Origin of the sequence: Paenibacillus sp. FSL W7-1088 (assembly GCF_037969855.1) — a bacterium.
Taxonomy (GTDB): domain Bacteria; phylum Bacillota; class Bacilli; order Paenibacillales; family Paenibacillaceae; genus Paenibacillus.
The window spans coordinates 3861494-3886725 of record NZ_CP150216.1; the positions used below are offsets into that span (position 1 = coordinate 3861494).

General features: G+C 45.8%; 20 protein-coding genes. 3 read left to right on the forward strand and 17 right to left on the reverse strand.

Annotated features, from left to right (window positions below):
* Position 1 precedes the first annotated feature (1 nt).
* The 4 genes from MKY42_RS17385 to MKY42_RS17400 form a co-directional block, all read right to left on the reverse strand.
* Positions 2-883 (reverse strand): carbohydrate ABC transporter permease, encoded by an 882-nt coding sequence (locus MKY42_RS17385; RefSeq protein ID WP_339843561.1) that lies wholly within the window; start codon positions 881-883, stop codon positions 2-4.
* Between the two features lie 18 nt (positions 884-901).
* Positions 902-1834 carry an ABC transporter permease subunit gene (locus MKY42_RS17390; RefSeq protein ID WP_256222077.1) on the reverse strand — a complete coding sequence of 311 codons (933 nt, stop codon included), beginning with the start codon at positions 1832-1834 and terminating at the stop codon, positions 902-904.
* A gap of 332 nt (positions 1835-2166) precedes the next feature.
* The gene (locus MKY42_RS17395; protein ID WP_339843565.1) at positions 2167-3387 is read right to left on the reverse strand and encodes an amidohydrolase family protein; all 1221 of its coding nucleotides are present in this window, start codon (positions 3385-3387) and stop codon (positions 2167-2169) included.
* A gap of 23 nt (positions 3388-3410) precedes the next feature.
* Positions 3411-4670, reverse strand: a complete 1260-nt coding sequence (locus tag MKY42_RS17400) for an amidohydrolase family protein (RefSeq protein WP_339843567.1) — start codon at positions 4668-4670, stop codon at positions 3411-3413.
* Between the two features lie 220 nt (positions 4671-4890).
* Here MKY42_RS17400 and MKY42_RS17405 point away from each other — a divergent pair, with 220 nt between their 5' ends.
* Positions 4891-6537: a PucR family transcriptional regulator ligand-binding domain-containing protein gene (locus tag MKY42_RS17405; RefSeq protein WP_339843569.1), complete on the forward strand. Its 1647-nt coding sequence runs from the start codon at positions 4891-4893 to the stop codon at positions 6535-6537.
* Positions 6538-7031: 494 nt separating this feature from the next.
* On the opposite strand, the gene MKY42_RS17410 is transcribed toward MKY42_RS17405, so the two are convergent.
* Positions 7032-7298 (reverse strand): hypothetical protein, encoded by a 267-nt coding sequence (locus MKY42_RS17410; RefSeq protein WP_339843571.1) that lies wholly within the window; start codon positions 7296-7298, stop codon positions 7032-7034.
* A 693-nt stretch (positions 7299-7991) separates the two neighbouring features.
* On the opposite strand from MKY42_RS17410, the gene MKY42_RS17415 reads away from it, so the two are divergent.
* Positions 7992-8513: a TetR/AcrR family transcriptional regulator gene (locus MKY42_RS17415; RefSeq protein WP_339852960.1), complete on the forward strand. Its 522-nt coding sequence runs from the start codon at positions 7992-7994 to the stop codon at positions 8511-8513.
* Between the two features lie 325 nt (positions 8514-8838).
* Here MKY42_RS17415 and pgmB read toward each other — a convergent pair whose 3' ends face one another.
* From pgmB to MKY42_RS17460, 9 genes are all read right to left on the reverse strand, one after another.
* Positions 8839-9483, reverse strand: coding sequence for a beta-phosphoglucomutase (pgmB, locus tag MKY42_RS17420; RefSeq protein WP_339843573.1), 645 nt, complete (start codon positions 9481-9483; stop codon positions 8839-8841).
* Positions 9484-9504: 21 nt separating this feature from the next.
* Positions 9505-11199 carry a glycoside hydrolase family 3 N-terminal domain-containing protein gene (locus tag MKY42_RS17425; protein WP_339843575.1) on the reverse strand — a complete coding sequence of 565 codons (1695 nt, stop codon included), beginning with the start codon at positions 11197-11199 and terminating at the stop codon, positions 9505-9507.
* A 239-nt stretch (positions 11200-11438) separates the two neighbouring features.
* Entirely contained in the window at positions 11439-12275 is an 837-nt protein-coding gene (locus MKY42_RS17430; protein WP_090898811.1) for a tyrosine-protein phosphatase, read from the reverse strand.
* A gap of 61 nt (positions 12276-12336) precedes the next feature.
* On the reverse strand, positions 12337-14811 hold the full coding sequence (gene galA, locus MKY42_RS17435) for a beta-galactosidase GalA (protein WP_090898814.1): 2475 nt from the start codon (positions 14809-14811) through the stop codon (positions 12337-12339).
* A 27-nt stretch (positions 14812-14838) separates the two neighbouring features.
* Positions 14839-16332, reverse strand: a complete 1494-nt coding sequence (locus tag MKY42_RS17440; RefSeq protein WP_339852963.1) for an ABC transporter substrate-binding protein — start codon at positions 16330-16332, stop codon at positions 14839-14841.
* 65 nt (positions 16333-16397) lie between these two features.
* On the reverse strand, positions 16398-17285 hold the full coding sequence (locus tag MKY42_RS17445) for a carbohydrate ABC transporter permease (protein ID WP_256222080.1): 888 nt from the start codon (positions 17283-17285) through the stop codon (positions 16398-16400).
* 15 nt (positions 17286-17300) lie between these two features.
* On the reverse strand, positions 17301-18233 hold the full coding sequence (locus tag MKY42_RS17450; RefSeq protein WP_339843581.1) for an ABC transporter permease subunit: 933 nt from the start codon (positions 18231-18233) through the stop codon (positions 17301-17303).
* Between the two features lie 306 nt (positions 18234-18539).
* Positions 18540-19193, reverse strand: coding sequence for a TetR/AcrR family transcriptional regulator (locus MKY42_RS17455; RefSeq protein ID WP_177185722.1), 654 nt, complete (start codon positions 19191-19193; stop codon positions 18540-18542).
* Positions 19194-19790: 597 nt separating this feature from the next.
* Positions 19791-20717 (reverse strand): LysR family transcriptional regulator, encoded by a 927-nt coding sequence (locus MKY42_RS17460; protein ID WP_339843583.1) that lies wholly within the window; start codon positions 20715-20717, stop codon positions 19791-19793.
* Positions 20718-20860: 143 nt separating this feature from the next.
* Between MKY42_RS17460 and MKY42_RS17465 the strand changes: the two genes are divergently transcribed.
* Positions 20861-21880 (forward strand): alpha/beta fold hydrolase, encoded by a 1020-nt coding sequence (locus MKY42_RS17465; RefSeq protein WP_339843585.1) that lies wholly within the window; start codon positions 20861-20863, stop codon positions 21878-21880.
* 318 nt (positions 21881-22198) lie between these two features.
* Here MKY42_RS17465 and MKY42_RS17470 read toward each other — a convergent pair whose 3' ends face one another.
* The 3 genes from MKY42_RS17470 to MKY42_RS17480 all read right to left on the reverse strand — a co-directional run bounded on the left by MKY42_RS17470 (position 22199) and on the right by MKY42_RS17480 (position 25176).
* A complete protein-coding gene (locus MKY42_RS17470) occupies positions 22199-22918 on the reverse strand; it encodes a hypothetical protein (RefSeq protein WP_339843587.1) in 720 nt (239 codons plus the stop codon).
* Between the two features lie 126 nt (positions 22919-23044).
* Entirely contained in the window at positions 23045-24427 is a 1383-nt protein-coding gene (locus MKY42_RS17475) for a HAMP domain-containing sensor histidine kinase (RefSeq protein WP_339843589.1), read from the reverse strand.
* Positions 24428-24468: 41 nt separating this feature from the next.
* Positions 24469-25176 (reverse strand): response regulator transcription factor, encoded by a 708-nt coding sequence (locus MKY42_RS17480; RefSeq protein WP_090898835.1) that lies wholly within the window; start codon positions 25174-25176, stop codon positions 24469-24471.
* Positions 25177-25232 lie beyond the last annotated feature (56 nt).

Below are 25232 nucleotides of genomic sequence, written 5' to 3' on the forward strand. Positions count from 1 at the left end.
ACTAACCTTTTACGGCACCAATGGTCAATCCCTTGACGAAGAATTTCTGGAAAAACGGATACGCTGCGATCAGCGGCAACACGCCGATTACGGCAATAGCCATTCTCACACTGCCGAGAGGTACGGATGAGACAACAGCCGTCTGGCCAGACAAACTGTTTTGCTGCAAGTACTGGACATCAGACAACATTCGATTAAGCAGGTTTTGAATGCTGTAGAGGCTTCCGTCATTGATGAAGATCAGACCGTTAAACCAATCGTTCCAATACGAAATCATGAGCATCAGACCAATGGTTGCCAGGCTTGGGAGAGCAAGCGGGAGAACGATTTTGCAATAAATAACCCATTCGTTGGCTCCATCCACATAGGCCGACTCCACGACTTCGCCGGGAATGGACGTGGAAAAGAAACTGCGCATCAACAAAATGTAGAACCCGTTGGTCAGTAAATTCGGGATGATTAGCGACCAGATGGTATCTTTCATATGGAAGAGGTCCGTATAAACCAGATACATGGGCACCAGCCCCCCATTGAAAAGCAGGGTGAAAAATACGAAGAATGACAGGAACGAACGAAATGGAAGCACATTTCTGGATAGCGGATAAGCGACCAGGGTTGTGATCAACAATCCAACGATCGTGCCCACAACCGTGATGAACGTCGTAATTCCATACGACCGCAGAATCAACGAATACTGATTAAACAGATACACATAAGCATCGAAGCTGAATTGAGCCGGAAACAAACGATAACCATCCCTGATAATGGCTTGTTCCTCGGTTAGGGAAGCGGATATCAGAAGTATAAACGGAAACACTGCAGCGATTGCCATCATGATGAGCACGAGGTGAACAGCCATTTGATAAATCCTATTTGAATACATGTTGTCCTCCCCCCTTAGCTAAAACAGCGCCAAATCCCGGTTTTTGCGACGAACAATCGCATTGGTCGTCCATACTAACAGAAAACCGACTATGGACTGATAAAGTCCGGCAGCGGATGACATTCCGAAATCCCCGAAAGTCATCAATCCACGATAAACGTATGTGTCAATGACATCTGTAGTCGTTTGCAGTGCACCCGAATTCAGCGGAACCTGATAGAACAATCCGAAATCGGAATTGAAGATGCGTCCCACTGCAAGAAGCACCATAATAACCATCGTAGGTTTAAGCAGAGGAAGGGTAATGCTCCAGACTTGCCTCCACTTGGATGCTCCGTCCAGCGTAGCGGATTCATAATATTCCTGGCTGATGCCTACGATTGAGGCCAGATAAACAATGCATGTATAACCGACGTTTTTCCACAGATATACGACGCTTAATATAAAGGGCCATTTACCGGAATCCGCATACCACGACACGGGGTCAATCCCCAGCAAAGGAAGCACGTAATGGTTAACGAATCCGTTTTCTTCGTTGAGCAATGCCAGAACCAAGTAAGCGACAATGACCATCGAGATCAGATAGGGCAGCAAAATGATGCTTTGGTACAGTCGGGAGGCGAATCGCTTTTTTACCTCGTTCAACAATACGGCCACAGCTATGGAGAGTACTGTTCCAAGCACGATAAATGCACCGTTGTAGAGTAACGTGTTTCGGGTAATCACCCAAGCATCCTGTGTTTGGAACAGATAGGCGAAATTATCGAAGCCTACCCAGTCACTTCCCCAGATTCCTTTTGCAAAATTGATATCTTTGAACGCAATCACAATGCCGAACATGGGCAAGTAATTGTTGATGAACAGATAGACAATGCCTGGCAAAATCATGACCAATAACAGCCCATGCTTTCTGATGTTTTGGATGCGGTTTGCATGGAAACCTCGACGCATGTCTCTCTCCCCCTGTTCGTAACAATGATGTTTGGTTTTTGTAACTCCTCCAATATCCCTCCTATTCTGTTAATGTCAGTTTATGTGACTCGGAATTGTTCTTATAAGAATAATACGATGTAAGGAAGCCTCAGTCATTGGTGTGATTCACTAAAAAAAATGATTTCATTTGGATTATTACACCAAAAGAAAAGGCTGTCTAAATTTAAGTGTCATGTATTATCACATAAATTGCATTAAGCAACGTTTTATACGTCATCTGATCAGCCTTTTCATGCCAAAAAGCAACGCACCTGAAAAAGGATGCGCTGCTTCATGTATATTAAAGATTGTTACGAATGGATGGCTGCCATCTGTCTACTGTTCGGAAACATTCGACCACCAACAAGCACACCTCCCGAAAATACAGCTTCGCGTGAAGGTGCCGCCGCCAACGCATGCATGGCATTTATGGCATTTACCAACGAGAAAGTGCCTCGTTCACCCACTTTTGGAGTTAATGGCGCATTGGATATAAGCTTGTACGTTTCTAACAGCCAGAAGTCTTCCACCCAACCGGATGCTTCAGCGAGACGTGACCCACGGGAGAGCATATCGCCATTTCCGAATGGGCTCCATGAATCCAAAATGTTATCGGAACCGATATGCACGGATACTCCCGTTTCCATCAACAGTTTGATAGGGGGCATAGGCCTGTCAATGGGCACACTCGTCATGATGGCTACGCCGGTCGCACACAACCTTTCTGCGAGTGAGCGCACCTCCGTTTCCCCAACCTGGCCCAAACAATAGGCATGGCTTACCGCGGTACGGCCGGACATACCGGCTTGTTCTGTCAGTTCGGCGAAGCGGCTGATCGTGTATATTCCGAGATGACTCGGGTCATGCAGATGCAAGTCGATGCCCGCAGAGAATTCTGTCGCAAGTTCAAACATGGCTTCCAGACTGGCATCCACCCGGCGGTCCAGTCCGGCCGGATCCACACCACCAACATAGTTAGCTCCAGCACGAAGCGCTTGCCGCATAACGGAAACGGAGTCAGATCGAAGCAGGCCTTGCTGGGGGAACGCCACAATTTCCATATCGATGCGTCCTTGGTATATCTCACGCACTTCCAAGATCTCCTCAAGATGAGAGAGGCCAATTTGCGGATCCACGTCAACGTGTGTGCGGATTGTCGTTGTACCTTGGGCAAGCATTAAATCCAACATTCGTTTCGCACGTTCTCCCGCCCCGGTCGGTAGTTCCGCCAACATGCTTTTCTCAAATTCCAACTGTCCGGGCAGCGTGACAAACGGCTGCAAAGACTTCCACGGCTCACCGATAAAATGCTTGTCCAGATGGGTATGCATATCTGCCATTGGCGGTACATAGTGCAGCCCATCGGCGTCAATAACGGTTGTCGCCCTACCGGCAATATTTACAGATGTGAGATCCGCATCCGTTCCGGCAGTCTCAATGCTGACAATAAGTCCAGTTGCTTGATCAATCGTTAGATCAAACAGGTTTTCCGACCATTTGACATTTTTTACGAGTGTTAAGCCTTTCTCCATAACTCCATCCCCTTACATCATAATCAGATTGTTTCAATCCCATCCGACAACCACGGTAATTCCAAAGGTTTGGAGTCAGTACAAGCTACCTGTAATCCCGATTTCCAAACCGTGCGGGCCTCCGGTTTATTAAGCAGAACTTCCCTTTCCGACCGCTCTCCGAACAATACCATATCAGCCGGAGCGCCGACCCTAACGCCATAATTATCAATGCCTAACGCCTGTGCCGCGTTATGCGTCAGCATGTTGGTCAAGATGAGCGCATCCCGTTTGCCGCCCATGTACGAAGTAATCGCCAATAGCCAGGCAGCCTCAATCGGGTCTGCCTTGCCAAACGGCGTGAATGGGTTGCGCACATTATTGATGCCAATCGCCACATTCACTCCGCAATCCTGCAGCAGTTTCACGGGAGTCAAACCTCTATGGTGTCCTTCGGGGCCTTCTCTTCCATTCAAAAAGAGGTCCGTCATCGGCAGCGTAATGACGCTGATTCCGGCACGACACAGAAGCTCTCCGATAGCCAAAGCTTCGTGTTCAGGAAGGGAACCGAGCGAGGTTACATGTCCGGCGGCTACATGCCCCTGCATTCCTGCAGCAATTGTCCTTTTTGCAATTTCCACAACGGCACGGTCGTTGGAATTGACCGAGAAATCCGCGTGAAAATCCAGCGGTTTTCCGTACTTCCCTGCCAGACCAAATGCAAAATCCAAGTGCTCCCCCAGGTCTGCATCCTGATAAGTGATTCCTCCAATCACATCGGCTCCCATACGAATGGCCTCTTCCATCAGCCCAGCAGTCCCTGGAATCTTAAACACCCCTTCTTGGGGAAAGGCAACTACCTGTAAATCCAGTAGATGTCTTAAGGATTGTTTGAGACGAAGAGCAGATTCGATAGCTCTGAGTCCGAGAACCGGATCAACCTCTGCATGGCAGCGCATATGGGTTACACCATTCCTGACGGCTTCCCGAATGACAGCCAGCGAGCGCTGGTACATGTCCTCCTTCGTGAATGAACTTTTCAGTTTGGCTGTTATCCGAATCGCATCCTGGAGAGACTCCGCCTCCCGATCCATGGAATCCAGCAAATATGCTTTTTCCAAATGAATATGCGGCTCGACAAAGCCCGGCAGCAATAAGCCCCCTTTGCCCTGCACTACACAAGACGCTTCCGTTTTCCTTTCCCCGCATGGCGCGATAAATGCAATCTTGCCTGAGGATATCCCGACATCCATTCGCCTTACACCCCCGGACAACACCGTATCCGTGATAAGAAGATCAATCATTACAACCTCCATCCATGTACGCTTTTATTACACGCAAGAAACACTTTAAGCATAATTCACTCCTTATAAGAAATCATTGGATGAAAAGGATAAAAATAATTAGCAATATTGGATGATCAAACCAAAGATATTTACTCTCCATGATCATAGTGTTATATTACTTAACAACAAAACAACTTGTTCCAGAAAGGGATGGGTCGATGTGCTGCTGACAGATTTGTTGAATAACAGCATTTACGATGATGCCAGAGTGATCACGGGGCATAAGGGTTTAGTACGCGAGGTTCAAACGGTCAACATTATGGACTGTCCGGATATCATTCGGTTTCTGAGGCCCAACGAGCTCTTGCTGACCAACGGCTTTTTCATGAAGCAGCAGCCAGACATGTTCATTCATCTGATCAGGGACATGCAGCGTCTTCATTGCTCGGGCTTGGCCATCAAAACCAGGCGCTTTGAATTGCCGATCCCCGATGACATCCTTAGGGAAGCGGAGCAGAACGAATTTCCCATCATCGAAATTTCCGATGTCCGTCTATCCCTCGGCGAAATTTTACAGCGATCGACCAGTGTTATTCTGAACAATAAGAGCGACGAACTGCAATATGCACTCAGCATCCACAAAAAATTCTCCGAAATGATCATGCGCGGCAAAGGAATTTCCGGCATTATCGATTCCCTGTCCAAACTGTTCTCATCCCCAGTCATCCTGTTAAACAACAAATGGCAAACCATCTCCGCCTCCAACCAGAATACAGGTGTTGCTGAGCTCACTACGGCCGCAGTAACTACACTTCAAGACTTGTCCGATATTTCTAACCCCACTTCGTTGTGCTTCATCGACACATCAGTCCGGGAACGTTGCTGTATGCTGGTATATCCAGTAAAGACTTACCGCCACGAAGGCTATTTGTTATCCTTTCATTCGCCGGATCAATGGACTGGCCTTTTCGGTCTGACGCTCGAGCAGGCCTCCAACGTCATTGGAATGGAGCTGACCAAATCACAGGCTGTCAAGGAGCGCTCCCGCAGACACAAGAACGAGTTTTTTTCCGATCTGATCGAGGGATACATCACTTCTGAGCAGGAGGCGCTGAACCGCGGCAAGAGATATGGACTTATCAAGGGGCATGCATGCGTCGTACTGACCATGCGTAATGACGAGGTGCATCACATGCATCAAAGATTTCCTAAATACGAGGGTTCGACGTCTCCGAAAGGAGATAATATCACGGAGCAAGAGGAGCAATACGAGCACATCAAACGTCTTTTTGGTGTGTTAGAACATTCCTTCGTCATGTTTACCAAACATGATACCTACTGTCTTCTGCTATCTATCCCTGAGTCGGGGTGGGATGAGGCAAAACTCACCGAGCAGCTGTCAGGATTACTTAGAGAGCTCCATCATGAGACTGGACTGAGTCTCTCTATCGGCATTGGTAAACCTGCAACAAATGTACTCGGCGTTCGACATTCTTATACAGAAGCCGTTAATGCAATGCAATTCGGCTACTGGCTAAAACGAAAGCAATTCGTCCAATCTTACCAAGCAAAGGATATCGGATATTTATTCCATATGCTTCCCCACAACGAACTGAAACAATTTTATGAAGCGACCTTGAACGGATTGCTGCAAGTTGCAGATGAACATGAAAAAAAAGAGCTGCTGCGCACCTTGAACGCTTTTTACGATACACAATGCCAGCTTGTCGAAACATCCAAGCAACTTTTCGTTCATCGAAATACGGTGGTGTATCGACTGGAAAAGTGTGAAAAACTGCTGGGTGTGAAACTCAAAGATCCAGCTGAAAGCTTACGAATACGCATAGCGATAGCCATCGAACCTCTACTACTTCAAAAAGATTAAGTGGGAAATCGTCTCTTTTTCCACTTAAAGTTATTCCGAAGATTGAACAGGCCACGTAAACAAGCAAGTTAGTATCGTGTGTAGCTTTGAAAATTTCTTTATTGTCCCAATGAGGATCATTTTCTGAAGAGTAGTGTTGGCCATCAGGTGGACGCGAACGTATTCTTGAACAAAAGCTTTAATGTACCTCGGCTTACATTGGAAATAAAACCCATTATACAATGAATGTTACTTCTCGAATTTATACTAATTCGATTTTAACTAATTGTTGGCATAACCAAAAATTTCCTCTGCTCAACAAGATTAAATCCATCGTGTTCCCACCCTTCAAGGTAAATTTTATCGGAAATAAAAAATGAATACCTTGCAATTTCTGCACGAATAAGTCAGCAAAAAACTTGCCCTTATTTATGATAAGGTTTCCCGCGAAAACTGAAGAACCTACTTTAAAAAGAATTGAGGGCGCTTACCTTCAGCGCCCTCAATTCTACACGTCATATAGATTTACCACTGGGCCATGTCGATAGCGCCTGCTCCTCAATAGCTTCCAGCATTTCACGACAGAAGTCAGCCCTGGCTTGAACAGCCATACCATGAAGCACCGTCATTACGTATGCAGCCAGGACTGCAGCATTAGCATTTTCCGGCAGGTCGCCTTCCTGCTTTGCCCGTTCGAAACGGGCACGCAGCGATGCCTCTCCATCCGCACGCGCATCAATCAGAGCTCGCCGAATTGGTTCGGCTTCGTCCGAGCCGGCCAAGGCGCCGTGAATGCCCAGACAACCCTTGCGATCCTTGTAACGGGTATGCAGCTCGGCCGCCGCGTAGAGGATTTTTGCAACTACTTCCCGTGAGGTCGGCTGCTCCAATGCCTCCGGGAAGTAATCTGCCCGTTAGTTTAATGAATTAACAGCAAAATACCGATTAAATATACACCTAATCGGAAATAGGAACATGTTCTTGTCCCCCGACACCCTAATGTCTTCACTGAATTTCTCCCTTCACTCTTTCATTTTGCACCAAGTCGGACTTTCTCGACACGAAGAAGCCTCCGAACCGGGTCGGAGGCTTCTTCGTCTTTTGATGTTGAGTTTGCGATCGCGTTCGTGGGGACTTTTTTTCTTAGCTTGAATAATCCGACGCGTTCATAGTGCGTCTTTTGACCGCGATGTAATAGGTCGTTCCTTCCGTTCTTAGGTACTGATCAAGTGTTACTTGAAGGTGGAGGTGTAATCAATGGTTCCTTTCTAAATGAAGGTTTAATTGATGAGATCAGTCTAGTCTTCGCCCCTATTATGGACGGAACTTCTAATATTATCGGTTGGTAAAGACTAATTAACGAAAGAAGGGTTGGCAAAACGGTGTGATACTGGGGTATAGCAGTAACTGCTCGCTTCAAAATGCCCCATATTCACCTGCCATAACAAAGGGCTAAAATCACGCAGCAGCTTATTATTGAAACCGCCGAGGCATTAATTGAGGGCACGGGGAAATCCGAAGTGACACTCTCACAAATAGCGGATGAATTGAATATCACCCATGCAGCACTTTATAAGCATTTTAAAAATAAACAAGAACTCTGGGCAGCCGTAGCTAAAGACTGGTTCAATCGGATGATTTCAGAACAAATCAGTATAAACATGGCTCATTTGGCCTCACCACAGGAAGTGCTCCACGATTGGCTTTGGGCATTTGTGAATGCCAAAAAACGCGCTTATAATGAGAATCCCAAAATGTTCGCTTTGAATACACAATATGTGGACAGTAATCCATTGGTATTAAGGGATGTGCTCTGGGATTCATATCACATTATTGATGGGTTTATGGGTTATAACGATCCTCACTTTGAACGGGCAGAGGCAATCCTATCTGCTTTTGCGGTGTTTAGTCTTCCCTCTTTTAAAGAATCCTGGAATTCACCAGACTACCAAGAGCGGTTTGAACGCATCTGGAGTTTAATCAAACAGGGTGTTTGAAAGGATAATTCTATATATAACAAGGAGCAGTGTTGCCTGCCTGAGGTAACTGCTCCTGTTTTATTGCCAATGTTGCCGTCCTTACTTGCCGGCAAACCTGCCATATGAGATTGTTGGGTAGATTGAGAATGATGTACAGATAAATATCTTGATTTCCTCTAGTATTGACTCCGTATAGATATTCTCAGTAATTTGAAAACGAGAATGAATGTACTAGGCGTAGTATACATTGATTGCCGCTCCAGCTGCGAATATATTCCTGCATACACCGTCCTCTCTTGAATTTCATATAATTTTCGGATCGTTTTCTACCCTTTCCCTACCTTCATCTGCTTGCAGTAATGGATTGCAATTCTTCGATATGGCCGATATGATAATCGGCTAGATTGCTTATACAGGCCTTGCCGATGGCCGCGACCCACATGCCACCTCTGAACGCCGCTTCTACGCCAGCTTCCGCATCTTCCACGACCAAGCAGCGGTCCACGCGCACCCCCAATTTACTTGCCGCCAGCAAAAATACTTCGGGATCCGGCTTGCTGCAGCGAATTTCATTACCGTCCACGACAGCATCGAACATATGCGGAATTCCAAGCCGCTCAATAATAAAGGGAGCGTTTTTGCTAGAGGATCCAATCGCCAACTTTAATCCTTTTTCACGCAGCCTATCCAGAGTATCTAAGACTCCAGAAGGCATGTCCGCGTCAGATAAAGATTGCAGGTGGTCTTTGTAGTAATCGTTTTTCCCCTCGGCCAACTGCATTTTCTCCCGCGACGAATATGCACGAGCCGCCTTCTCCATAATGATGTCCATGCAAGCCATACGGCTTACGCCCCGTAGCCTATAGTTAACCGACTCGTCGAAAGGGATGCCTTCCTCGCTACACATCCTCTTCCATGCCAGATAGTGGAAATGGTCGGTATGTACGAGCACACCGTCCAAATCAAAAATAACCGCTTCTATTTTCATAATTCCTCCAACAGGTTCTTCCTACCGCTTCGCTTCCCAGCAGTCGCAGAATGGGTTTACCGGGCTTATGCCTTTAAAATCCGATCTGCCTAGCAGCTTTTCGATAACTGCATCAATAATCGTCTCACTGCCCGAATATGCGTTAATATACGTTTGTACCTGCGGCACATCGAGAAGATGATATGGACTTGAGACAGAAACGAACGCCGTCGGGAGCTCCCGCACAAACCAAGGAACATCCGCGGCGAGCAGCGGCTCCCAATCGATACGCACCGTTGTCCGGTTACTTGCCGTCTCGATGTTAGCCACGTAGAGCGCCAAATCATATTTTTCACGCAGCTCCTCCACGCCGCTAAACACTGCACTGAAGTCCACATTTTTATTGTCGAAAACAGTGACGTCAAACCCTTCTGCTTCTAATTTAGCAATCATGTAAGGTGCAATCGACGTACTGCGATGACTTCCTTCGTCTCCAAGCACATATAACAGCATGCGTTTATGCGAATCGACAGCGATCGGGAGCAGTTGCTGCGTATCTTTGACGAGTGTGACCGATTGATCTGCACACCACTTCGCCCATTGTTTATGCTCTTCACATTGCAAGATGGACAGCTCTTCCGGACCTGGAACAAGCGTTCCCTCCCGCTGCTGCTTATGCAAGCCAAGCGATGCTTTGAGCGCCAAAATGCGCGTGACCGCTTCATCTAGTCTTTCCATCGTCAAGATCCCGCTTTCGAGCCCCTTCATCATATAATGGAAATCTTCGCGTATATTTTTGTTGAACAGGAACATGTCGCAGCCGGCGGCGATCGATTTTGGCACAGCGAGCTCGCGCTTTTCAGCCATCATAAAACCAGCCATCGGCGTAGCGTCCGTCACAACGAGACCGTTAAAACCAAGCTGCTGCCGAAGCAGCGTTCCGATCAGTTCGGGTGAAAGCGTAGCAGGCATCAGTTCCTCGTCGGCAATGCCGGGCACAAGTTTTCGCGAATAACCAGGAAGCATGATATGACCAGCCATAACGGTCTCAGCCCCCGCTTCGATCAGCTCCCGGTACACTATGCCGAAGGTCGATTCCCACTCGTCCACAGACAGCGAATTAACGGTAGTCAACAAATGCTGGTCGCGCTCGTCCACCCCATCGCCGGGGAAATGCTTGATCGATGCGGCCACGCCGCTCTTCTGAATACCTTCGGTATACGCCTTTGCCATCCTTGCAACTCGAGCTGGGTCGGAACCGAACGTCCGAACATTCGTGATCGGATTACGGAAGTTGAGATCGATATCGACAACCGGAGCAAACGCCCAATTGCAGCCGACGGCACGACCTTCTCTCCCGGCTACAAGCCCTAATTTATATGCCATCTCTTCATTATCCGTCGCCGCCACTTGCAGCTGTCTGCCGAAAAAAGTACCGTCAGAAGCAATTCCGTTGCCTCCGGACTCGAGATTAGCTGCAATGAGCAACGGCACCTTAGAATGTTCCTGCAAAAAACGGTGTACTTCTTGACTTTTCTTACCTGAATCTGGTCGGAACAAGATGCCTCCCGGTTTTATCGTTTCGATGAGCGTTTTCAGCTGTTCGCGGTCATCCGTTATCCCGATCGGACAAAACAGCTGCCCGACCTTATCCTTCACATCCATCGCAGCCAGCGTTTCATTGACCCACTGAATATCTTTTTCCCGCAAATAAAAAGGTTTTGCTTCTAAATCCACCAATTTTGTTTCCCCCAAATTTCAATATTAAAAAAGTACAAATCACTGTATATAAGTGTTCCCAGGATGAATGATATATGGCGGTTTCAACCATGCAAAGTCCGGCGCATCCTTACCCACATCGCACTGCAAGCGTCTACGTGCATTGTGATATGTTTTCTTTTCGGCAAACCAAAGAAGTACCAATCCACATTACTCAGGAAGATTAACGCAGTTAAAATGAGACATCTCTCTTCCCTTTATACCAAGCAGAATCTTTGCAGAGCCTCCCGTTTGGGCTTGTCCAAACCGAACTCCTCTTTAAAATATGCATCATACCCTCCATAAGTACTCTTGATCGATCCCAAAGCGGCAGACAAAAACGCTTCGTTAACCGTGAGGATATGGTTCAAATTTTGCAAAATCGCTTCGTCCGCATGTTCAGCCAGCCTTTCAAGAAGGGTTCTGTTGAACGTTTGCAACGTCTCATTGCTTAAGAGATAGTCTTCCATAACCGTTTGTTCAGGGACACCCAGCGCAAGTAAGATGAGCGCGGCTCCAACCCCGGTACGGTCTTTGCCTGACGTACAATGATGCAGCAGCCCCAATCGATCCGGATCCTGAATGGCTTCCATCAAATGTTTGTACGAAGGATTGGTAATTGGAAGTTTCATATACAATTCCGTCATGTAGGTTTCTGCGCTGAAACTTTTGAAGAAGTCACTTTTAACCAATGCTTTCATAAGATGGCCTTGCGTATCCTCCCCTTCAGGAGCGTCCGGAAAATTCATATGTTCATGCTGATCCTCCGTGTTCGCCGGTATCCGTACATTTTTTGCATTAGGGAGAACCGGGTCCGGCATGATGTGCGATTCACGATCTCCGCGGTAATCGAATACCGTTTTGATATTCAACGTTTGCAAGAATGTTAAATCCTGCTCCGTTAAACCGGTCAAATGATCGGAACGAAAGAATAGGCCGTATTTTACGGTGCGGCCATCGGACGTTCGATAGCCTCCCATATCTCGGAAATTATGCACGCCTTCCAAGGGAATGACTCGATTGGCGGGAAATGCGGTAAATTGACTTGTTGACATAGCTGCACCTCTTTAGCGAAATTATTATTCTATTCTTTCAATAATCACTGATCATTCAATTCTATAGGTCTTTCCGGGATCGAAGGGTCAATAAGGCCGGCACTAACCCTTCCGAAGACGCCTCAATGCGTATCTCTCCTGCCTCATCCAGTGACTGAATCAAGGCCATGGCGTAGCCATTGAACACGCTTCTCGTATTTCCTCGATCCGACTCATGGCATCCTGGATCTCCGTTCCCCAGACCAAGCAGCCTCCCTTTACCCGTAATACGGAATTGTATCTGATTACTGGCAATGGGCACCACTCTTCCCGATTGATCCCTTACTGAGACTGTGACTATGGAGACATCCTGGCCATCGGCGAGCAGTTCAGAGCAGTTAGCCTCCAAGTGAATCGCGTACGCGTCCGTCGTAGTTTCTTTTCGCTCTATTGCTACCACCACGCCATCCCGATAAGCAATGGCTTCGAGAATTCCGGGTTCATAGGCTACTTGCCACGATAATGTGATCTCACCCGCTTCAGCATCCGCTTTCTTCTTGCCCAGGGTTTGGCCGTTCAGTATCAGCTCCACTTCGCTGCAGTTGGTATACACGCGAACCTCTACTTGCTGTCCCAGCCGGTCTGACCAGTTCCAATGCGGCATAAGATGAACGATAGGCTCATCCTTCCAGATCGATTGATAGAAATAGTAAGAGTCCTTTGCAAATCCGCAATAATCGAGAATCCCGAAATGCGATAGCACGGACGGCCACTGAAATGGCGTCGTCTCCCCGCGATAATCAAAACCTGTCCAGATGAATAACCCACCCGAAAAACGATTATTCAAGAAATAGCGCCAGCTTCGTTCAGGCGTTGACGTACCACCAGCTCCGCCCAGATTTCCTACATCCATCTCCTTACCGGACATATGATATCTCGATCCGTAGCTGGAGCATCTTCCACCTTCCGGGTCATCCTCATAGACGCCTCTTGCAGAGAAGAAGGAGACATTCTCCGTATTCAGCACTTTGGATTCCGGATGGGATTGGAACCATTCACCGATCGATTGGCCTCCTATTACGGTCTCGCCATAATTAACGCCATTGACATCGACGTCCATGCCTTTCTGACTTAGATTGGCCGCTGTAACAGGACGGGTGGGATCGATTCGTTTTGCCAAATCCTTCGTGCGCCTCAGCATCCGATTGGCTTGATAACTGCCGCTGATCTTCTCTTCATTACCGAGACTCCACATAAAGATACTTGGATGGTTGCGGTCACGATACAGCATCGATTTCAGATCATCAAGCTTGATCTCCGTACTCTCCGTGATCCGGTTCTCGTTCATGACCAGCATCCCAAGTCTGTCGCAGGCATCCAGCAGCTCCGGGGCGGGCGGATGATGGGCACAACGGTAAGCGTTACAGCCCATTTCCAGCAAGCGTTTAATTTTATATTCATGCACACGGTCCGGCAGCGCGATGCCCACGCCAGCGAAATCCTGGTGATTGCAGGTGCCTTTCACTTGTACATACTTGCCATTCAGGTATAATCCGTCCCGTCGGTATTCCACCGTACGGATCCCGAAAACGGTCCGATACGTGTCGATAATTTGACCTCCATGAAGAAGTTCAGTCACGGCCTCATACAGATGCGGCGTGTCCTGCGACCAGAGCAGCGGCTTCGCTACTTTAACCGATTGAAGAACCGTTTGTTTGTCGATTCCCAGCGTTTCACAGTCGGTTTCCGTGATGGCAACGAGCTCCCCAACCGGATTCAGAATACTCGTTCGGATGCCGTACTTCATCGTCTGCGGATATTCGTTGCTTACCGTCGTTTCGATCGTAACCGCGGCCATTTCATTGTCAACTTGCTCAGTTCTGATAAAGGTTCCCCAGCGGTCCACATGTAAGTAATCATATTTGGTTAACCAGACATGGCGGTAGATGCCTCCGCCTTCATACCACCAGCCTTCATCTCCGCCGGTTGTATCCGTTCGGATCAGGATTACATTATCCCCTTCCTCATCCCCATATTTCAGCAAGTCCGTGATGTCATAATGAAAGCTAGTGTAGCCGCTGAGATGATCGCCGACGAAGCATCCATTCACCCAAACTGAGCTGTTCCGCATCACTCCGTCAAATTCAATGATGATCTTCTTGCCTTCATCCTCCTGTGGAATTTCAAAGACCTTGCGGTAATAGCCCACTCCATTGGGCAGATAACCTTGAAACGCGCCACCGCGTTCCGGGTTGTACGGCTGTTCTAACCGCCAATCATGTGGCAGATCGACGCTCACCCAGCCGGTGGTCTTATCCTTGGGTGTATCCGAACCGTACATTTGGGTAAGATCGAAGTTCGGATCTCCCAGATATTCTCGAGCGATGTTCTGGATGATACGTGCAGCTTCGCCGATCGCAAATGGCTCATGTTTCTCTTCCCCCAGTGCATTTGTCAACCCCGCGATCATGCCTGCTTTTTTCACCGTCTTGACGATCTTTCCAACCTCACCGAAATGAAACATCCAGTTTCGGTCAAAATTTTCCCTAGTTCTCATATGCAGCGGCTCCTTTATGCGCTTAAACTATTTCTGGGTTTTCGCCCATTCGTCAAGCTGCTTCTGTTTTTCGCTTATAATCTTATCGATGCCCGAAGCTTTTAATTTACTGATAAATATCGGCAAGTTCTCGACCGGATCCAACGTACCCGTTTCCAATCCTATGCTGAATTCGGTTAACACGTTATTGACCGAAGCCATTTCCGTTTTCACCGGATCCACATTATAGATGAAGCCCAGTGCTTTTGATTTTTTCGCGCTCTTATTGAATTCATCTAATTTCTTCAGACCGTCCGGATCTTCCGTCGACCATGTGTAGGATAGGAACTGATTGCCGAACATCCATGGCGCATTGAAATTATAGGACGTGTTCTTGACATCAACGCCTTGTGGATAATCAATCACGTTATCCGATTTCTTCACGTAATGCTTCCCTTCGATTCCCCATGCCAACAAGTTATACAACTGCTTGTCGGAATACAGCTGGTCGAGGAACATCATCGCTCTGTCAGGGTCTTTCGAGTTTTTCGGAATCGACCACATCATTAAGTCAATAAAGCCTGTGGTCGAGTAAGCAGGCGTCATTTGAACGGATACCATCGGTTTGCCGACACGTCTCGATTCCTGCGCGTCAAATCCGGGCTTCATATTAGCGAAGTAGGAAAACGCTTTATTCGCCTTGACCAATTCCCTGCCGTCCGCCTTGCTTGTCGCGGCATCCTTCGGTATGAAACCAGCCTGGAACCATCTTCGCAATACGTTCAATTGATCTGCATATTCCGGCGTTTCATACCAATCCATGACTTTCATATTATTATCGTAGTTCGGTAGTACGCCGATTCCATCACCTAAGCTGTCGTAAGTAACATAACCGCCGGTAAATATGGAGAGCCCGGGACTTCTTGGGACGACTGGCGACATATTCGGCTCGTTATTCTTAATGACTTGAAAGACCGCATCCATATCGTTGAGCGTTTTAATGTTGCTCAAATCGATCTTGTACTTTTCCACAAGATCTTTGCGCATCACGATGCCGTAGTTGGCAGCCATATCTCTCGCAGTCGGAATGGCGTAAGTTTTGTCGCCAATTTTGGTCGCAGCGAGTTGATAGGGCTCCAACGCCTTTTTTATTCCCGATCCGTGTTTTTCCACGAGATCGTCAAGCGGAAGCAATTGACCTTTTGCCACTTGCGTACCGTACGTGTTAGCGTACGTAAGCATCAGATCCACCTTCTCATTGCCTGCGAGCATAAGATTGGTCTGCTGCTGCCATGCGCTGACGCTAATCGGCGTCAATTTGACGGTTGTATTGAATTTCTCCTTCGTGATCTTGTTCATTTCATCCTGGACGGCTAGCAAATCCTTCTGGTCGTTTCCGGGAAATGCCATCACTACCTCATACGGCGACTCACTGCTAGCTGAAGAACTTGACGTATCCTCGCTCTTTGTGGAACAACCTGCCAACACCATTACCGACGTCATAACAATTGCCAGCCCAGACTGCATGATCCTTCTTTTCATAGCCACACTGAAACCCTCCTAATAATTTCCACCTTTATGCTAACCGGCGTTTGCCGGAAGTAGCCTTACCCTTTTACCGATCCGATTGTAAGTCCTTTTACGAAAAACTTTTGGAAGAAAGGGTACACAATTAGAAGCGGGATAATCCCGATGACTGCCATCGCCATACGTACCGTCTCCGTCGGTATGTTTGCGGATGAGTCGAATTGAGTTCCGGAGAAATTGCTATTGCTCAAAAATTGGATGTCTAGCAGAATCCGGTTTAACATGTTCTGCAGACTGTACAGCTTACTGTCCGTTATATAAATCATGCCGTTAAACCAGTCGTTCCAATAGTGTATCGTTTGAAACAATCCGACGGTCGCCAGAATCGGAAGGGATAGGGGCAGCACAATCCGGACAAACGTTACGAATTCTCCTGCACCGTCAATTTTGGCGGATTCCATAACAGGAGCTGGAATAGAGTTCGAAAAAAAAGTGCGCATCAACATGACGTAAAAAGCATTAGTCAAAAGTCCTGGTATGATGAGCGCAAACAATGTGTTTTTCAAATCAAACAATTGCGTATAAACCAAATACGTGGGCACGAGACCGCCATTAAACAACATGGTGAAGAATATGAAGAATGACCAAAATTTGTTCAAGGGCATGTCCTTACGTGTCAACGGATATGCCAACATAGAAGTAATGATCATGCTGATGACCGTTCCAATCACCGTAACCATAATCGTAATTCCATAAGATCGAAGTATTGTTTCGATATCATTCCATAAATAACGATAGGCAGATAAGCTGTATGCCTCCGGGAAAAAGGAATATCCATGAAGTACAATCGACTGTTCGTCTGTTATAGAAGAAATGAACAACAAGATAAATGGCAAGATACACGAGAGCGCAATGATCATCAGAATGATGTTAACACTCCACTGCCATATCGAATTTCTACCTTTCAAGCAGTTTTCACTCCTTTAAATTAATGCATTGTCACTGTTTATCTTCCTAACGATATAGTTTGACAATAATACAAGTACAAAACCGACAAACGATTGATACAATCCTGCTGCTGAGGACATACCTATATCACCCGACGTCATCAGCGCACGGTAAACGTACGTATCGATCACGTTCGTCGTTGATTGCAATGCTCCTGTATTAAGTGGTACCTGATAGAACAGTCCAAAATCCGAGTAAAAAATACGCCCGATCTGAAGCAATGTCATAACTGTAATAACCGGCATAATGAGCGGAATTGTGATACTTTTGATCTGTCTCCATTTGCTTGCTCCGTCAATGATTGCGGCCTCGTAATATTCTGGATCAATTCCGATGATCGCGGCCAAATAAACAATACATAAGTAACCTGCACTTTTCCATACATGTACGAGAGTCAAAATGTAGGGCCAATATTCCGGTTCGCTATACCATGAAATATCAGACAGGCCTAGTACCGGAAGAATCGTATTGTTTAAGAAGCCCGTTTCCGTACTCAGCATCGCATACACTAGATATCCTACAATGACCATAGAAATCAGGTAAGGCAGCAAGATAGCGCTTTGATAGAAGCGGGATAAGAACCTTTTCTTCACCTCATTGAGAAGAATCGCTACGCCAACTGCAATGATCAAATTAAGAAAAATAAAGGAAATATTGTATAAAATTGTGTTTCTGGTGATCGTAAGTGCATCTGTTGTTTTAAATAAATATTTAAAATTTTCAAACCCTACCCAATCGCTACCTATGATTCCTTCGCTGAAATTGTAATCTTTGAAGGCAATAATCAAGCCAAACATAGGCAAGTAATTATTGATTACAATGTAAATGAGTCCTGGCAGCATCATCAGATACAGCGGGATGTATGGTTTTAGCCTGCCCTTCCTCTTCCTTCCGCTTATTAAGTTCATGTGCTTTTTCCTTTCTTGTTGTTTTAACCTCATTCATTTTATTTATGTTTACCACTAGTAAACACCTGTTTACCACTAGTACACTTTTATGATTATAGAGATCATATGTTATGGAAACGTCATCTGATTGTAAAGATAATATAAAAAATAGGACGCAACGCAGTCATTAACAGGACACTTCGAATTCGCGGTTTTTTTATGCATTAATAGAGGAGGGAGTGACGGGGATAAGAAAGCAAAAAAAAGAGATGCCCTCTAATACCAGAAGGACATCTACATTTATTGACATTATTTTAGTAGAATTGCTCATTTCAATGCTTGAGGCTTCAGAAAGGTTAATGCCATATCTAACATATGATCCAGAACAACATCAGGTTCGACTCCTTGGTCCAAATGCAGTACCTTGCCTCTTAAAATCATACGTTGCAAGGTAGCCATTACGACATTACTTAATGTAAACGTTAATATTTGTACCTCGATATCGCTTCGAATCGATCCGTCCCGAATCCCTTCTTCAAGTAGCTCGTAATATGGATGGGTGCGGCTTCTCATGAAGGATATAAATCGACCTTCAAGGAATTCATCAGCATAATTTTCATGATATTTTGTATCGAACATGGCTATAAACCGCACATAACTGGCATATTGCTTCGAAGTGCCTATCATTTGCCTCAGCAGGTGCCCAATTTTTTCAAAACCATTGTTTCCCTCGGGTAAATTATTTGTAACAGCTCTCCAAAAATCGGTTAAAACATTGATTTGAACTTCAATTACAATCTCATCGAAAGATCGGAAATATTTATAAAGCGTTACTTTGCTAACGCCGCAGAACTCGACAATATCTTTGAGCGTTACCGAATACAACCCCCGTTCGATAAACAACTGCTGCGCGCCTTGAATAATGTCTTCTCGCCGCTTATTTCTATGCTCCTCTAACTGTTTTTTCCACTGGTAATTCACGATTATCCCCCTTCCTGCATGCTTAAATACCGTCGAATTCAACGGGTCCTGTTTTCAACACGAGTGTGGTTGGTAAACTTGTTTTTCTAAAAAAGCGTAACTACGATGGTCATAGCCCCGTCAAGTAGACAATAAAAAAAGAGATTTTATTATGAGGCGACTTTTTCTCGAAATTCAATCGGGGAGATGTCGCTCAATTTGTTTTGGAAACGTTCCGTGCTGTATAAAGAAATATACACCTTAATTTGCTTCCTTGCCTAAAGCGGTTTGACCTTTCTTCGTTGACATAACAAAATCCCTTCCGATATCCAGTGTTTGAGTTCATTGTAACATGCCCTCTTTATTCACTGTTTACCATGAGGGCATAATACCACATTTCGTTTAATGCTGCCTCTCTTTTTTACACATTGATTTTCTGTGTATTTACATTTATTTTGTTGATATTACTTGTCCCGAGGGTAAACTTTTTAACAGATCTGATCACGATTAATTACTTTATCAGTAACTGACGGATTGCCGGCATACCAGTTTAATTTCTCTCTTTGACTTATGACTCCTTCCGGAGATGAAACTTCGCTTAAACCAGTGTAATGCCAACTATGTGCAGATAGTATGAATGAACGGTTTATTCTCATTCTGTAAACGAAAAGCTTCCCTTGCTGCTTCAATAAACGATAACATGATTGGTGAAAGCCATTTGTCTTTATGCCACAACATCTGTGTATACACCCGCAAGTCCGGAATTTGCCATGGGAGGACAACAAGTTCTCCGCGTTCAACTTCGGCTTCTACAACGATTTCAGGAAGAAAACCGATGCCGATTCCGGAGATCGCACATTGTTTAATAGCTTCGGCACTTTGAAACTCTAGATACGTGATGTTATCAATGCCCTCTTTCTCAAAAGACCGGTCAAACATCGTTCGATATGGACAACCCTTCTCATTCGTCAGGAACACTTCTTCATGAAAATCTTCCAATTGCAGCACAGTCCGTTTGGCGAGTGGGTGATCTGGAGCAGCTAACAATCGGAAATGTTCTTCCAGCAAAGGTTCCACGGAAAGTCCACTCGAACGAATAGGTTCGTCTAGCATATAAACGATATCCGTGGTTCCCTCAAAGAGCGTTTGCTTGATCTCTTGATTCGGAACTGAGCGGAAGATTAGACGAACTCCCGGATGCTGCGAACGAAACCGTTTGAAGACAGGTGGAAGACGGTAGGAGCAAATAACCTCATTCGCACTTATCGTTAAGGTACCACTTAGTTTTTCATTATCATGGACAGCACTACGAGCTTCGTCCATTTTTTCAAGAACGCCTTGGGCGTGTGTTAAAAAGCGTTTACCCGCAGTTGTGAGCGCGAGTTGCTTGCCCAACCGATCAAAGAGGCGCACACCTAGCTCATCTTCCAATGCTTTAATTTGCATCGTGACGTTGGAAGGAACGTAGCTCAGCACTTCTGCTGCCCGCGTGAAATTTAATGTTGTTGCAACCGTGCAAAACGTATTCAGTTGGCGAAATTCCATTGATGTTCTCCCATCATCTTTCAATTTTATTGAATGCTGACTTGAATTTCATTCACTTTTAATGAGACTATCACGGCTCTATACTAAGCACAAGAGATCACAGTGAGCATGTGGTTTTTCATTTTGAAGGGAGCGACTATACGATGGATTATGAAATTTTTAATTTGGGTGATGTCATCTTACAATCCGAAGTGACGTTACCAAACGCTTATCTCGCTTATAAAACTTACGGAAAACTAAATGAACAGAAGGACAATGTTATTGTCTACCCAACAGCTTTTGGAGATCAGCATGTTCAGAATGAATGGCTCATTGGCAGCGGGATGGCACTCGATCCAGAGAAATATTTTATTATCGTTCCCAATTTGCTGGGCAATGGGCTATCTTCCTCTCCCAGTAACACGCCTCCTCCATTCGATCGGGCTAACTTTCCACTGGTAACTATCTATGACAACGTTCGATTACAGCACCGACTGCTGACCGAGAAATTTGGTATTCAAAAGATTGCTCTCGTCGTCGGGTGGTCTATGGGCGGCATTCAGGCATTTCAATGGGGGGCTAGTTACCCGGAGATGGTCGAACGAATTGCACCTTTCGGAGGAATCGCCAAACCTTGGCCTCACACATATGTAGTTCTGGAAGGCGTGAAATCTTCCCTGCTATCTGCAGTCGGCTTCGACTCAAGTAAACTAAACCAATTGACTTCTGCAGACATGCGCGCCGTTGGACGGGTGTATGCGGGCTGGGGACTATCACATGCGTTTTATAGAGAAGAGCTTTACCGTGAGTTGGGATTTGACACATTGGAGGATTTTGTAGCCGGTGTCTGGGAAGATAGCTTTATGAATATGGATCCTCATAATGTTCTGGCAATGTTATGGACAGGCCAACATGCTGATATTAGTGCAAACCCTTCCTATAATGGAGACTTTGATAAAGCACTTCAGAGCATAAAAGCTCTTGCCTGTATCATGCCGGGAAGCACGGATCTCTTCTGCACAGCGGACGATAATGAATACGAAGCTAAGCGTATACCTCATGCTGTCTTGAAACCAATTCAATCGATCTGGGGCCATTTTGCCGGTCGTGGAATCAACAGTACCGATAATCAATTTATTGATGACAATCTAAAACATTTGTTGTCACTTCGCACTAATGAATAGATCGTCAATTACATCAGATGTCTGTCAGGCCTAACAGATGCCCTGTTCTTTAGCCCGATTATATCTCTCATGAATTCATTACCTAACCGATCGGATTTGAGGTCACCAGAACTTACCTATTTACCTATGTTCTTGTCCTTCGATAAGAGTTGCTGCCGATGAACTACATTATCAATTCTAAATTTAAACGACCGATTCCCATGTAGAAATTTTTGGAATCGGTCGTAAGCCTATTTCAGAATTGCCTTATTTAAAGGGATCCTTATGCCATAATTGGTCACCCCATATGAATGGCTTACCAACATCGCTAACTAAATATTAGTCCAGAAGGCTATAGATCTGTATGCTCTCCACCTTGGCATCCTTGATATGAAACGACATCACATCCACATAATTGGATGGCTCGTAACGGAAGTCATCCTCCTCATTAGGGGCTCCATCTCCAAGCAGTTTCCCCTCAGGATAGGCATTTTTGAGTGTATCCAGGCTATCTCCTGCTTTAATGTTTCTCACTGTCGCGTACTTAGGATCCGTAATTTCGATATGAAAGATGGAGTCTTGTTTCCCCTCCGGTATACTGATGGTTTTAATCTCCAGACCAGGATACGTATAAACCTTTTCTGTAAAACCGATTAACGTATCCATGTTTGTTCCATCGTCGGCAGTGTACGTATGAGATTTCAGGTTCTCCGGTTTGCCCAGCATCTGTTCCATCTGATCTTCATTCGCTGTATCCGAAATCGCAATGGTTTGCTCATTATAGACAAAAGCAAGCTCCTTCAGCACCACATTGCCTTCCTTTTCCATCGAACCTTCCTTAATAGCTTCAGCACTCTGTCCTTCCGAATTTTCTGAAGCAGGCGCATTAGAATTTGATGTTCCTTCCCCTTTGGCCTGTTCGTTCGACGTGTTTTTTCCAGCCGAGTTCTGAGCCGCTTCTGGCGACTTGGCACCACCGGACTGACAGCCCGTTAGTGCCATCGTTAGTAAAATACTCAGCAGTATAAAACCTGCAGCTTTCATTGTTAATTTCATCATGATCCCTCCATAAAATGTGTGATTTGTTCTTATGAAGTGATTATAAATAAAACATTTGTTAGTCTCATAACAGAAATGTACCAATCTTGTAACGTTACTTATTTAGGCTTGGATTTAGATGCAGGGCTACGCACGAGGCAAAACAATTGTAACGGTCGTCCCTTTTCCCAGTTGACTTTCGATGTCGATATATCCATTAAACCGCTCTACGATCTCTTTGCAAATGGAAAGTCCAAGACCTGAACCATTTGCTGTGCTTGCATTTTTCGCCCGGTAAAAACGTTCCTGCACTCGCTCCAGCTCATCGCCCGCAATGCCTATGCCTTGATCACATATCCGTATAACTACTTCGCTTGGCGTATGTTCCAACCTCAATTCGATCAGCGATGGACTGCCTGAATATTTGATGGCATTGTCCATAAGATTGGCGATCGCATGGGACATCAGCATTGGATTTACGTTGGCATGAACTCTCGCCGTACCCTCATCATCCGTTTCTTCCTCCGCCTGACTAACTCTGATCTCTATCCCTTTACCCTTAGCCTTGGCTCCCATATTCATTGCGACTTGCTGAATCAGTTCGTTCATTTCCGTCTTCTCGACTTCCAAATCGTTAGCACCAGCCTTATCGAATCGGGATAGTAATAACAGTTCATTAATCAAGCGGGTGAGCCGATCCGATTCCTGCAGCAGATGAGCATAGATTTTTTGAAGCTCCTTGTTCTCAGTCTCCCCTTCCACCAAGTATTGAGAGAAACCACGAATGGCTGCCAAGGGTGTTTTTAACTCGTGAGAGACGTTGGAGACAAATTGTTTCTGGTACTGAATGTAATCATGAAGCTGTCGCCCCATCGAATCCAGCCCATCTGCCAGCATGCCCAGCTCATCCTTCCGTTTGAGATGAACTCTCCGAAACTCCTGTCTGGAGAAACTTTGCGCAGCGCTAAGCAGTATCTTAATCGGCTTGGTTGTGTTGCGGGCAATCCATAGACTGGATAACGTAATCAGCACAATAAATCCGCCTGCACCTACAAACAGGATATAACGGATTTGATCCATGATCGCATAAAAGTAGGAAATGTCCTCCACGAACTCATACACATAAGCGTTTTCGTAGAATTGATCCTGAATGGGAGTCGCAAAATAAAGCAAATGATCTTCCGTGACGGTGTAGGCGTAACTGCCGCTCAGGGCTTTCTCAATATTCTTTTCAAAAATAAGAGGCTTGCCATCATTAATGATGATGCCATCCACAGCCAAGCCCAGCAAGTGCTTGGAGCTGTCATAGATACGTACTTCCTTGCCTGAAGCTTTCAGCTTCTCCAGAGCAAGTCTGACAATTTCCTTGGTCTGGGGCTCTCCTGGCGATGACCTATGCTGTGCCAACACCTCACGGAAGGACAACTCGGATAGATCTGCCTTCTCCATCATCTGTTTCTCAATGGTAACGAAGCTGTAGTAATCAATAGCTTTATTTACCGCAAAAATGATGATGCCAAAAGACAACACGGAGAAAAATAAATAATTCAGCAGTAACCGGGTTGCATACTTCAGGCCTCGCCACCTCCAAGTTGATAGCCAAATCCATAGATCGTCCTGACATACTTCGGTTCGTCCGCGTTATCCTCCAGCTTCTTCCGTAATCGCATGATGGTCATATCCACACTGCGGCTGTCTCCCATAAAGTCATATCCCCATCCGATCTGCAGCAGTTCATCCCGGGTAAAGATTTTGTCTGGTCTTTTGAGTAACGTTTCCAGAATTTTAAACTCTTTGGCCGTTAAAGAGACGGGAACATCATTTTTCAGCACTCTCCTGCTCTCCAGGTCAAAAGTAAGCTCTTCATGAATGATGCGTGTAGATGTCACCTCTGTTCCTTCACTTGATTCCTCCTTGCTCTCGTTTCTTCTCAGAATCACTTTGATCCGAGCGAGCAATTCGCGATTATCAAAGGGTTTGGTCATGTAATCTTCCGCCCCTAGCTCTAGTCCCAGCACCTTGTCGATTACCTCATTTTTGGCAGAGAGCATGATCACAGGAACGGTACGTTTTCCGGTTATTTCTTTGCACAGGTCATATCCGGAGCAGTCAGGGAGCATCAAGTCAAGCACCACCAGGTCCGGCCCAAAAGTATCCAGCAGTTGCAGGGCTATTTTACCGTTTTCAGCCGTTTGAACGACGTAGTTTTCTCTTCTCAGTACGAGCTCAATTAAATCTCGAATTGCGATTTCATCATCAATGACTAGGATTTTCTTCAAATGTACACCCCTATCTAGCCTTGTTCCCCAGCTTGAATCATAATTCACCCTCATCT